Genomic DNA, 11537 nt, shown 5'->3' on the forward strand with positions numbered 1-11537 from the left:
GCGCCGTCGATCCGTCTCCCGTGCTCGGTGAGGCGAACCCACCAGCCAACCCGACGACGAGGAAGTGGGCCCCCGTGCGCACGTACACCCCCAAGCCCGGTGACATCACCCGGGCCTGGCACGTCATCGACGCCACCGACGTGGTGCTCGGTCGACTGGCCAGCCAGACCGCGCAGCTCCTGCGCGGCAAGCACAAGCCGCAGTTCGCCCCGCACGTGGACGCCGGCGACTTCGTCGTCGTCATCAACGCGGGCAAGGTGGCCCTGACCGGCTCCAAGCGCGACGCCAAGGTCGCCTACCGCCACTCCGGCTACCCGGGCGGTCTGCGCGCGATCAACGTCGGCGACGAGATCAAGACCCGTCCCGACCGCGTGGTCGAGCGCGCCGTCAAGGGGATGCTGCCGCACAACTCGCTGGGCCGGCAGATGCTCTCCAAGCTCAAGGTGTACGCCGGGCCCGAGCACCCGCACGCCGCCCAGCTTCCCCAGACCTACGAGATCAAGCAGGTGTCCCAGTGAGCACCCCCCTGACGGCGCAGAACGTCACCGACGCCGACGGCCGCCCGATCCAGACCGTGGGCCGCCGCAAGGAGGCCATCGTCCGGGTGCGCCTGCTCCCCGGCACCGGCCAGTTCAAGCTCAACGGCCGCACCATGGAGGAGTACTTCCCCAACAAGGTGCACCAGCAGCTCATCCGTGAGCCCCTGGTCATCCTGGAGAAGGGCGAGACCTACGACGTCGTCGCGCTGCTCAAGGGCGGTGGCGTCTCCGGCCAGGCCGGCGCGCTGCGCCTGGCGATCGCGCGTGCGCTGATCGAGGTCGAGATCGAGGACCGCCCGGCCCTGAAGAAGGCCGGCTTCCTGACCCGTGACCCGCGCGCCACCGAGCGCAAGAAGTACGGCCTGAAGAAGGCCCGCAAGGCGCCCCAGTACTCCAAGCGCTGACCGGGTCGGCCGTGGGTCGCCTCTTCGGCACGGACGGTGTGCGGGGTCTGGCCAACGCCGACCTCACGCCCGAGCTGGCCTTGGCGGTGGCCCGAGCGGCTGCCAGCGTGCTCGCCGACCGCGACGGGACCTCGCGTCCCGTCGCGGTCGTCGGCCGCGACCCCCGCGCGAGCGGGGAGATGCTCGAGGCGGCGGTCGTCGCCGGCCTGACGAGCGCCGGAGCCGAGGTGCTCCGGGTCGGGGTGCTCCCCACCCCGGCCGTCGCCCACCTCACCGCAGCCCTGGACGCCGACCTCGGCGTCATGCTGTCGGCCAGCCACAACCCGATGCCCGACAACGGCATCAAGCTCTTCTCCCGCGGGGGCCACAAGCTGCCCGACGCGGTCGAGGCCGCCGTCGAGCGCGGTGTCACCCTCGGGCCCGGCCAGGACCGCCGCCGCGGGGACGCCGGGCACCGGCCGACCGGTGCCGACATCGGCCGGGTGCGCGACGTCCCCGATGCCGCGAGCCGGTACGCCGAGCACCTGCTCGCCGCCGTCCCGGGCTCGCTGGCCGGCCTGACGGTGGTCGTGGACTGCGCGCACGGCGCGGCCAGCCAGCTGGCCCCGGAGGTCTACCGGCGGGCCGGCGCGACCGTGCACGTCATCGGTGCCGACCCCGACGGCTGGAACATCAACGACGGCGTCGGCTCCACCCACCTGGACCCGGTGCGCGCCGCGGTGCGCGAGTTCGGCGCCGACCTGGGCCTGGCCCACGACGGCGACGCCGACCGCTGCCTGGCGGTCACCGCGGACGGCGAGCTGGTCGACGGCGACGGCATCCTGGCCGTCTGCGCGCTGGGCCTGCACGAGGCCGGCATGCTGACCGGCAACACCGTGGTCGCCACCGTGATGAGCAACCTCGGGTTCCACCACACCATGCGCGACGCGGGCATCGCGGTGGCCACCACCGCCGTCGGGGACCGGTACGTGCTCGAGGCGCTGCGCTCGCGCGGGTTGTCCCTGGGCGGCGAGCAGAGCGGCCACCTGGTGTTCCTCGACCACGCGACCACCGGCGACGGCCTGCTCACCGGGTTGTCGCTCATGGCCCGGATGAAGGGCACCGGCGCCTCGCTGGCCGAGCTGGCCGGCGTCGTCCAGAAGTTGCCGCAGGTGCTGGTCAACGTGCCCGTCGCCGACCGCATCGCGGTGAGCGAGAGCGACGACGTCGCCCGCGCGGTCAACGCGGTGGAGGAGGAGCTCGGCGAGTCCGGGCGGGTGCTGCTGCGCCCCTCGGGCACCGAGCAGCTGGTGCGGGTGATGGTCGAGGCACCGACCCAGGAGCAGGCCGACCGGGTCGCCCACCAGCTCGCCGCGGTCGTCGCCGCCGTCGGCTGACCCGGTCCGACACCGACCGCGGGCCGGTCGGGGCCCGGTACTGTCGGTCACCATGTGCGGCATCGTGGGGTACGTCGGTCCTCAGAACGCGTTGGACGTGGTCCTGGAGGGCCTGCGGCGGCTGGAGTACCGCGGCTACGACTCGGCCGGGGTGGCGCTGCTCGCCGACGGCGCGCTGGCCACCGCGAAGAAGGCCGGCAAGGTCGCCAACCTGGAGAAGGAGCTCGCCGAGAAGGCGCTCCCGGCCTCCACCATCGGCATCGGCCACACCCGGTGGGCCACCCACGGCGGGCCGACCGACCGCAACGCGCACCCGCACGTGTCGGCCGACGGCTCGGTGGCCGTCATCCACAACGGGATCATCGAGAACTTCGCCTCGCTGCGGGCCGAGGTGGAGGCCACCGGCGTCGAGTTCAGCTCCGAGACCGACACCGAGGTCGTCGCGCACCTGCTCGCCGCGGTCTACCCGACGGTCCCCGAGGGCCCGGGCCGGCTGGCCGAGGCGATGCGCGTGGTGTCCCGCCGGCTGGAGGGCGCCTTCACCCTGGTCGCCACGCACGTCGCCGAGCCCGACGCGCTGGTCGCCTCCCGCCGCAACTCCCCGCTGGTCGTGGGGGTCGGCGACGGCGAGTACTTCCTCGGCTCGGACGTCGCGGCCTTCATCGGGCACACCCGCAACGCCCTGGAGCTCGGCCAGGACCAGGTGGTGGAGATCGAGCGCACCCGCGGGGTCACCGTCACCGACTTCGCCGGCAACCGGGTCGAGCCGCTGGCCTACACCGTCGACTGGGCCGCCGAGGCCGCCGGCAAGGCCGGCTACGACTGGTTCATGCTCAAGGAGATCGACGAGCAGCCGCAGGCCGTCGCCGACACCCTGCTCGGCCGCCTCGGCGAGCGCGGGGAGATCGTGCTCGACGAGGTCCGGATCTCCGACGAGGACCTGCGCGGCATCACCAAGATCTTCGTGATCGCCTGCGGGACGGCCTACCACGCCGGGCTGATCGCGAAGTACGCCATCGAGCACTGGACGCGCATCCCGGTCGAGGTGGAGCTGGCCAGCGAGTTCCGCTACCGCGACCCGGTCCTGGACCGCTCCACGCTGGTCGTCGTCATCTCCCAGTCCGGCGAGACGATGGACACCCTGATGGCGCTGCGGCACGCCAAGGAGCAGCAGGCCCGCGTGCTGGCCATCTGCAACGCCAACGGGTCGACCATCCCGCGCGAGTCCGACGCCGTCCTCTACACCCGGGCCGGGCCCGAGGTCGCCGTGGCCTCGACCAAGGGGTTCCTGACCCAGGTCGTGGCCTGCTACCTGGTGGGCCTGTTCCTGGCCCAGGTGCGCGGCCTGAAGTACGAGGACGAGGTCGCCGCGGTGGTCACCGAGCTGCGCAAGCTGCCCGACCAGGTGCGCGAGGTGCTCGCCGGCATGGACGACGTCCGCGCGCTGGGCCGCTCTCTGGCCGACGAGCCGACGATCCTGTTCCTGGGCCGGCACGTGGGCTACCCGGTCGCGCTGGAGGGTGCGCTCAAGCTCAAGGAGCTGGCCTACATCCACGCCGAGGGCTTCGCGGCCGGCGAGCTCAAGCACGGGTCGATCGCCCTCGTCGGGCAGGGCACCCCGGTGATCGTGGTCGCGCCGTCACCGCTGGGGCGGGAGTCGCTGCACGGCAAGGTCGTGTCCAACATCCAGGAGGTGCGCGCCCGCGGGGCCCGCACCATCGTCATCGCCGAGGAGGGCGACGACGAGGTGGTGCCCTACGCCGACCACGTCATCCGGGTGCCGCGGACCCCGACGCTGCTGGCACCGGTGGTCACCACCGTGCCGCTGCAGATCCTGGCCTGCGAGATCGCCGACACCCGGGGTCTGGACGTCGACATGCCCCGCAACCTGGCCAAGTCCGTCACCGTCGAGTGATCGTGGGCGTCGGCATCGACGTCTGCCCGGTGGAGCGGTTCGCCGAGTCGTTGGTGCGCACCCCCGGGCTGCGGGACCGGCTGTTCACCGCGGCCGAGCAGGTCACGCCCTCGGGGGCACCGCGCACGGGGGAGTCCCTCGCCGCGCGGTTCGCCGCCAAGGAGGCGCTGGCCAAGGCCCTCGGTGCCCCCGGTGACCTGCACTGGCACGACGCCGAGGTCGTCGTGGGTGACCGCGGCCGCCCGCTGCTGACCGTCCGCGGCACCGTCGCCGCGCGGGCCGCGCAGCTGGGCGTCACCGGGTGGCACGTGTCGCTCAGCCACGACGGGGGCATGGCCTCGGCCGTGGTGATCGCGGAGTCCCTGCCCGAGGTGCCGTCGTGACCGGGCTGCACACCGCCGACCAGGTGCGGGCCGCCGAGGCCGCCGTCCTGGCCCGCACCCGCGAGGGCGCGCTCATGCAGCGGGCGGCCACCGGCCTGGCGACCGTCTGCCTGCGCCTGGCCGGTCGCGGGGCCGGGCTGCGGGTGGTCCTGCTGGTCGGCGCGGGCGGCAACGGCGGCGACGCGCTGTGGGCGGGGTCGTTCCTGGCCCGCCGCGGGGCCGCCGTCACCGCGCTGCTGCTGGACCCCGACCGGGCGCACCCGGCCGGTCTGGCCGGGCTGCGCCGGGCCGGCGGACGGGTGGTGCGCGACGTCGCCGCGGCCGGCCTGGACCGCGCCGACCTCGTGCTCGACGGCATCACCGGGATCAGCGGACGGGGCGGGCTGCGCCCGGCCGCGGCCGACGCGGTGTCCCGGGCGGTCGCCGGGCCGGGCCTGCTGGTGGCCGTCGACGTGCCCAGCGGGGTGGACGCCGACACCGGCGCGGTGGCCGGCGAGGCCTTCCCGGCGCAGCACACGGTGACCTTCGGCGCGGTCAAGCCCGGCCTGGTGGTCGGCCGGGGACGCGGGTACGCCGGCCGGGTCCACCTGGTCGACCTCGGCCTGGACCTGCCCGCGCCGTCGGCACGTCAGCTCACCGACGCCGAGGTCGCCGACCTGCTGCCCGACCCCGGCTCGGGCGACGACAAGTACTCCCAGGGCGTGGTCGGCGTCCACGCGGGGTCGGCCACCTACCCCGGGGCCGCTGTGCTGTGCACCGGGGCCGCGCTGCGCACCCGGCCGGGCCTGGTCCGCTACGCCGGCAGCGCCGTGGACGGAGTGCGCGCTGCCTGGCCCGAGGCGATCGTCACCGACGGCCGGCCCGCCGACGCCGGCCGCGTGCAGGCCTGGGTGGTCGGTCCCGGGGCGGGGACGGACGACGAGGCCCAGGCCGCGCTCGCCGAGGTGCTGGCCACCGACCTCCCGGTCCTGGTGGACGCCGACGCCCTGACCCTGCTGGCCCGGTCACCCGAGCTGGTCCGCGGCCGGGCCGCGGCCACCGTGCTCACCCCGCACGACCGGGAGTTCACCCGCTTCGGCTGGGACCTGGGCGCCGACCGGATCGGCGCGACCCGGGCCGCGGCCGCCGACCTCGGGGTGACCGTCCTGCTCAAGGGCGACGCCACGGTGGTCGCGGACGCCGACGGGACGACGTTCGTCAACGGCACCGGCACGCCCTGGCTGGCCACCGCCGGCACCGGCGACGTGCTCAGCGGTGTCGTCGGTGCGCTGCTGGCTACCGGGCTGCCCGCGGTGGAGGCCGCCGCGGCCGGGGCGCACCTGCACGGCCGGGCCGGTCAGCTCGCCGCCGCGGCCGGGCCGCTGATCGCCTCCGACGTCGTCGCCCAACTCCCGGCCGCCGTCCACCTGCTCCGCACCGGCGCCTGAGCCGCGCCCCGCCGGGGGCGGGGGGCGGGCTGGGAGGATGGGCGGCGTGACCGAGAACGAGCGGGCCGAGATCGTGGTCGACCTCGACGCGATCGCGGCCAACACCGCCGTCCTGCGCGCCCACGTCGGCCGACCGTTGATGGCGGTGGTGAAGGCCGACGGCTACGGCCACGGCCTGGTGCCGGCGGCCCGGGCCGCGCTGGCCGGGGGAGCCGACGCGCTCGGGGTCACCGTGCTGGAGGAGGCGCTCGCGCTGCGGGCCGCCGGGGTCACCGCGCCGGTGCTGTCCTGGCAGCACGTGCCGGGGGCGGACTACGCCGCCGCGCTGCGCGCCGACGTCGAGCTGTCGGTGAACGCGGAGTGGGCGCTGGCCGAGGTTGTCGCCGCGGCGCGGGCCACCGGCACCACCGCCCGGGTGCACCTGTTCGTCGACACCGGCCTGTCCCGCGAGGGCGCGACCCCGGCGGACTGGCCCGGGCTGGTCGAGGCCGCGGCCCGGGCGCAGGACGACGGCGCCGTCGAGGTCACCGGGCTGTGGAGCCACCTGGCCTACGCCGACGCGCCGACGCACCCCACGATCGCCGCCCAGGTCGCGGTGTTCGAGGAGGCCACCGCGGTGGCCCGCGCGGCCGGGCTGACCGCCGCCCGCCGGCACCTGGCGAACTCCGCGGCCACCCTGGCGCTGCCCGACACCTGGTACGACCTGGTCCGGCCCGGCGTGGCCGTCTACGGCCTGGACCCCCTCGGCGGCGACCCCGCCGACCACGGCCTGCGCCCGGCCATGACGGTGCGCGCCCGGGTCGCGCTGACCAAGCGCGTGCCGGCCGGCACCGGGGTCTCCTACGGGCACACCCACCACACGACGGCCGAGACCAACCTGGCGCTGGTCCCGGTGGGCTACGCCGACGGCGTGCCCCGCGCCGGCGGCAACCGCGCCCCCGTGCTGGCCGCCGGCGCCCGGCGCACGATCGCCGGCCGGGTCTGCATGGACCAGTTCGTGCTCGACCTCGGCGACGACGTCGCCGCCCCCGGCGACGAGGTGGTGCTGTGGGGTCCCGGGGACGCCGGCGAGCCCACGGCGCAGGACTGGGCCGACGCCGTCGACACCATCCACTACGAGCTGGTCACCCGGGTCGGTGGTCGGTTCGCCCGCCGTCACACCGGCACGGCCGGGGTGCTGTCGTGAAGGCCCCGCACCCGACGCCGCGGACCGTCGGCATCCTCGGCGGCGTGCTGGGTGTGGCCGCGGCCGGCACCGCCGTCGGGGTGGCGGTGACCCGGGCGGCGTCGTCCCGGGTCCGCGCCCAGCGGGTCGGCACCGTCCCCGGTGACCTGCCGCTGCCCGGGCTCGAGGCACCGGAGCCCACCGACCGGCCGGCCGCGGTGCAGCGCGCCGACGACCCGTTGGGCACCGGCAGCCGCGCCGCCGACCGCACCGAGCTCGTGCACGCCACCGACGGGGTGCTGCTGCACGTGGAAGAGGTCGGCCCCGAGGACGCCCCGCTGACCGTCGTCCTCGTGCACGGCTACTCCCTGTCCATGGCGTCGTGGACGTTCCAGCGCCGCGACCTGGGCCGCTCGCTGGCCACCGGCAACGGCCACGCCCTGCAGGCCCGCCTGGTGCTCTACGACCAGCGTGGCCACGGCGCCTCCGCGCGCGGGGACGCCGACCGCTCGACGATCGACCAGCTCGCCGACGACCTGGTGTCGGTGCTGGACGCCCGGGTGCCGCGCGGTCCGGTCGTGCTGGTCGGCCACTCGATGGGCGGCATGACGCTGCTGCAGCTGGCCGCCCGTCGCCCCGAGCTCTTCGGCACCCGGGTGGTCGGCGTCGCGCTGGTGTCCACCTCGGCCGGCGGCCTGGACGACCTGGACCTGGGCCTGCCCGGGGTGGTCACCCGGCTGCGCGCCGCGGTCTTCCCGGTCGCCGGGTACGTGATGCGGCACCGCCCCGGCTGGGCGGAGTTCGTCCGGCGCGCGGCCGCCGACGTCGTCAGCTGGGCGACCAAGGCGCTGTCGTTCGCCGGGGACGACGTCGACCCGCGGCTGGTGGACTACGTCGACGCGATGATCGGCGGCACCCCGGTCGAGGTCATCGCGGAGTTCTACCCGGCCCTCGTCGGGCTGGACGCCTCGGCGGCGCTGGAGCCGCTGGCGGCCATCCCGGTGCTGGTGCTCACCGGCGACGCCGACAAGCTCATCCCGCAGGGGCACAGCGACCGGATCGTCGCGGCGCTGACCGCGGCCGGGGCGCGCGACGTCCGCTACCGGGTCGTCCCGGACTCCGGCCACCTGGTGCTGCTGGAGCACCCCGACGAGGTGACCGCGGCGATCACCGACCTGGTGCGCCGGGTGGCTGCGGCCCGATGACCCCGGTGACCCGCCGGCTGGCCACGGTCGAGGAGACCCGGGCGTTCGGCGTCGAGCTGGCCGGGCTGCTGCGCGCCGGGGACCTGGTCGTGCTGGCCGGTCCGCTGGGCGCCGGCAAGACCGCGCTCACCCAGGGCATCGGCGCGGGTCTCGAGGTGCCCGGGCCGGTCACCTCGCCGACCTTCGTGCTGGCCCGGGTGCACCGCGGCGGGCGGCTGCCGCTGGTGCACGTGGACGCCTACCGGCTGGGCTCGCTGGCCGACGTCGACGACCTGGACCTCGACGCGACCGTCGAGGAGTCGGTCACCGTCGTGGAGTGGGGGCACGGCATGGTCGAGCAGCTGGCCGACGAGCACCTGGTGGTGGAGCTCGACCGGGGGCGGGACGGGGCGCAGGACGGAGCCGACGTCCGGACCGCGACCCTGGTGCCGCACGGCCCGTCCTGGACCTCCCGGCTGGCCGACCTGCGCCCGGTCCGGCAGCGGGCCACGGTGCGGGTGCTGCTGCTCGACGACGCCGACCGGGTGCTGCTGTTCCACGACAGCGACGCCGGCCTGGACCCGGTGGTCACCTGGTGGATGACCCCGGGCGGGGGCATCGACCCCGGCGAGGACGACGTCACGGCCGCGGTGCGGGAGCTGGCCGAGGAGACCGGCCTGCAGGTCGACCGCGCCGCGGTGCTCGGTCCGCTGGCCCGGCGCCGGGCGCGGCACGGCTTCAGCGACGTGGTGGTCGACCAGCACGACACGTTCTACGTCGTCCGGGTGCCGGCCTTCGCGGTCTCCACCGCCGGGCACACCGAGGACGAGCAGCGCACGCTGGTGGGCCACCGGTGGTGGACCCGGGAGGAGCTGGCCACCACCGGCGAGACGGTCTACCCGGGCGGTCTGCTGGAGCTGCTGGACCTGGCGGAGGACCCGGCGTCCTGGCCGCGCGAGCTGCCCGACGTCGACGAGTCCACGCTGCCCTGAGCCGGCCCGGCTAACCTGGCTCGTCGTGCTCACCCTGGCGATCGACACCGCGACGCCGACCCTCGTGGTCGGGGTGGCCGACGGCGACCGGGTGGTGGCCGAGGCGGGGGTGGCCTCGGGCACCCGGCACGCCGAGCTGCTGACGCCGACCGTGTCCGAGGTGCTGGCCCGGGCCGGGGTCGCGCTGCGCGACGTGGGCCGGCTGGTTGTCGGCCTGGGCCCCGGTCCCTACACCGGGCTGCGGGTGGGCATCGTGACCGCCGCCGCCCTGGGCGACGTGGTCGGCGTGCCCGTGCACGGCGTCTGCTCCCTGGACGCGGTCGGCGAGGGCCCCCGGGTCGTGGTGACCGACGCCCGTCGCAAGGAGGTCTACTGGCGCGCCTACGGCGACGTCCCCCTCGGGGACCCCGCGGTGGACCGGCCCGAGGAGCTGGAGCTGCCCGACCTGCCGGTGGTGGGCGACGAGCGCTTCGCCGAGCGCCTGGGCCGCGCGGTGACCGCCACCGAGGTCTCCACCGCCGGGCTGCTGCGCGCGGTCCCCGCCGGCCCGCCCGCGCCGCTGACCCCGCTCTACCTGCGCCGGCCCGACGCCGTCCCCAACATCAACCGCAAGGCGGTGTCGCAGTGATCGAGCTGCGGCCGATGACCCGGGACGACCTGACCGCGGTGATGGTGCTGGAGGAGGAGCTCTTCGCTCCCGACACCTGGACCCGGTCGATGTACCTGGAGGAGCTGTCGATGACCGACACCCGCAGCTACACCGTGGCCGTGGACGGCGACGAGGTGGTCGGGTACGCCGGGCTGATCGCCTACCCCGACGAGGCGCACGTGGCCACGATCGGGGTCACCGGGAGCCGGCAGGGGGAGGGCATCGGCGGCCGCCTGCTGGACGCGCTGCTGGCCGAGGCCGACCGGCGCAGCCCCGTCGTCCTGCTCGAGGTGCGGGCCACCGACGAGGCCACCCAGGGCCTGTACGCCCGCCGCGGCTTCGTGCCGATCGGGGTGCGGCCGCACTACTACCCGCTCAGCGGGGAGGACGCACTGGTGATGAAGCGTGGCTGAGGCGGGGACCCAGGCGCTGGTGCTCGGCTTCGAGACCAGCTGCGACGAGACCGGGATCGGGCTGGTGCGGGGGCGGACCCTGCTCTCGGACGCCCTCGCCACCTCCATGGCCGAGCACGAGCGGTTCGGCGGCGTCGTCCCCGAGATCGCCTCCCGGGCGCACCTGGAGGCCATGGTGCCGACCGTGCACCGGGCGCTGGCCGACGCCGGGGTCGGGCTGGGCGACGTGGACGCGGTGGCGGTCACCAGCGGGCCCGGGCTGACCGGTGCGCTGCTGGTCGGGGTCGCCGCGGCCAAGGCGTACGCACTCGCCCTCGGCGTCCCGCTGTACGGGGTCAACCACCTGGCCGCGCACGTCGCCGTCGACGAGCTCGAGCACGGTCGGTTGGCCGAGCCCAGCATCGCGATGCTGGTCAGCGGTGGGCACAGCTCGATCCTGCTGGTGCCCGACCTGGCCCAGGACGTGCAGCCGCTGGGCCAGACCATCGACGACGCCGCCGGCGAGGCCTTCGACAAGGTCGCCCGGGTGCTGGACCTGCCCTTCCCGGGTGGTCCGCCGATCGACCGGGAGGCGCTGGCCGGCGACCCCCGCGCCATCGCCTTCCCGCGCGGCCTCACCGGCCCGCGGGACGCGCTCTACGACTTCTCGTTCTCCGGGCTGAAGACGGCGGTCGCCCGGTGGGTCGAGGCCCAGCAGCGGGCCGGGACGACGGTGTCGGTGCCGGACGTGGCGGCGAGCTTCCAGGAGGCGGTGGTCGACGTCCTGACCGCGAAGGCCGTGCGGGCCTGCCGCGACCACGGGGTGGACCACCTGGTCATCGGCGGGGGGGTGGCGGCCAACTCCCGGCTGCGCACCGTCGCCCAGGAGCGCTGCGACGCGGCGGGGATCGTGCTGCGGGTGCCCAGCCGCCGGTTGTGCACCGACAACGGCGCGATGGTGGCGGCCCTGGGCTCTCGCCTGGTCGAGGCCGGGGTGGCGCCGTCCGCACCGGACCTGGGCGCGGACAGCTCCCTGCCGATCACCACGGTCTCGGTCTAGATGAGTAAGTCCGATTGGATCAGTGGTCGTAGGCGATCAGTGATCTTGTGA

Annotated in this window: 12 protein-coding genes; all 12 read left to right on the forward strand. The window is 75.5% G+C overall.

What is annotated here, in order from left to right:
• The first annotated feature begins 74 nt into the window (after positions 1-74).
• The 12 genes from rplM to tsaD are packed head-to-tail and all read left to right on the forward strand — an operon-like array spanning position 75 to position 11486.
• A complete protein-coding gene (gene rplM, locus UXQ13_RS13305) occupies positions 75-518 on the forward strand; it encodes a 50S ribosomal protein L13 (RefSeq protein ID WP_225232902.1) in 444 nt (147 codons plus the stop codon).
• Positions 515-943: a 30S ribosomal protein S9 gene (rpsI, locus tag UXQ13_RS13310; RefSeq protein WP_455428453.1), complete on the forward strand. Its 429-nt coding sequence runs from the start codon at positions 515-517 to the stop codon at positions 941-943. Before rplM ends, rpsI begins: the two co-directional genes overlap by 4 nt.
• An 11-nt stretch (positions 944-954) precedes the next feature.
• Positions 955-2319 carry a phosphoglucosamine mutase gene (gene glmM, locus UXQ13_RS13315; protein ID WP_225232901.1) on the forward strand — a complete coding sequence of 455 codons (1365 nt, stop codon included), beginning with the start codon at positions 955-957 and terminating at the stop codon, positions 2317-2319.
• 52 nt (positions 2320-2371) lie between these two features.
• Positions 2372-4234, forward strand: a complete 1863-nt coding sequence (gene glmS / locus UXQ13_RS13320; RefSeq protein ID WP_225232900.1) for a glutamine--fructose-6-phosphate transaminase (isomerizing) — start codon at positions 2372-2374, stop codon at positions 4232-4234.
• 2 nt (positions 4235-4236) lie between these two features.
• Positions 4237-4617: a holo-ACP synthase gene (locus UXQ13_RS13325; RefSeq protein ID WP_336392431.1), complete on the forward strand. Its 381-nt coding sequence runs from the start codon at positions 4237-4239 to the stop codon at positions 4615-4617.
• On the forward strand, positions 4614-6044 hold the full coding sequence (locus UXQ13_RS13330; protein ID WP_336392432.1) for an NAD(P)H-hydrate dehydratase: 1431 nt from the start codon (positions 4614-4616) through the stop codon (positions 6042-6044). The genes UXQ13_RS13325 and UXQ13_RS13330 overlap by 4 nt, the downstream gene beginning before the upstream one ends.
• Before the next feature lie 46 nt (positions 6045-6090).
• Positions 6091-7230 carry an alanine racemase gene (alr, locus tag UXQ13_RS13335; protein ID WP_336392433.1) on the forward strand — a complete coding sequence of 380 codons (1140 nt, stop codon included), beginning with the start codon at positions 6091-6093 and terminating at the stop codon, positions 7228-7230.
• Positions 7227-8414 (forward strand): alpha/beta fold hydrolase, encoded by a 1188-nt coding sequence (locus UXQ13_RS13340; protein ID WP_336392434.1) that lies wholly within the window; start codon positions 7227-7229, stop codon positions 8412-8414. The genes alr and UXQ13_RS13340 overlap by 4 nt, the downstream gene beginning before the upstream one ends.
• On the forward strand, positions 8411-9385 hold the full coding sequence (tsaE, locus tag UXQ13_RS13345) for a tRNA (adenosine(37)-N6)-threonylcarbamoyltransferase complex ATPase subunit type 1 TsaE (protein ID WP_225232895.1): 975 nt from the start codon (positions 8411-8413) through the stop codon (positions 9383-9385). Before UXQ13_RS13340 ends, tsaE begins: the two co-directional genes overlap by 4 nt.
• Before the next feature lie 25 nt (positions 9386-9410).
• Positions 9411-10013: a tRNA (adenosine(37)-N6)-threonylcarbamoyltransferase complex dimerization subunit type 1 TsaB gene (gene tsaB, locus UXQ13_RS13350; protein ID WP_225232894.1), complete on the forward strand. Its 603-nt coding sequence runs from the start codon at positions 9411-9413 to the stop codon at positions 10011-10013.
• The gene (rimI, locus tag UXQ13_RS13355) at positions 10010-10447 is read left to right on the forward strand and encodes a ribosomal protein S18-alanine N-acetyltransferase (protein WP_225232893.1); all 438 of its coding nucleotides are present in this window, start codon (positions 10010-10012) and stop codon (positions 10445-10447) included. Before tsaB ends, rimI begins: the two co-directional genes overlap by 4 nt.
• Complete coding sequence (tsaD, locus tag UXQ13_RS13360) at positions 10440-11486, forward strand: tRNA (adenosine(37)-N6)-threonylcarbamoyltransferase complex transferase subunit TsaD (protein ID WP_225232892.1); 1047 nt, start codon at positions 10440-10442, stop codon at positions 11484-11486. Before rimI ends, tsaD begins: the two co-directional genes overlap by 8 nt.
• The last annotated feature ends 51 nt before the right edge of the window (positions 11487-11537 follow it).

It is taken from the genome of Klenkia terrae (assembly GCF_037083865.1).
Classification (GTDB): domain Bacteria; phylum Actinomycetota; class Actinomycetes; order Mycobacteriales; family Geodermatophilaceae; genus Klenkia; species Klenkia terrae.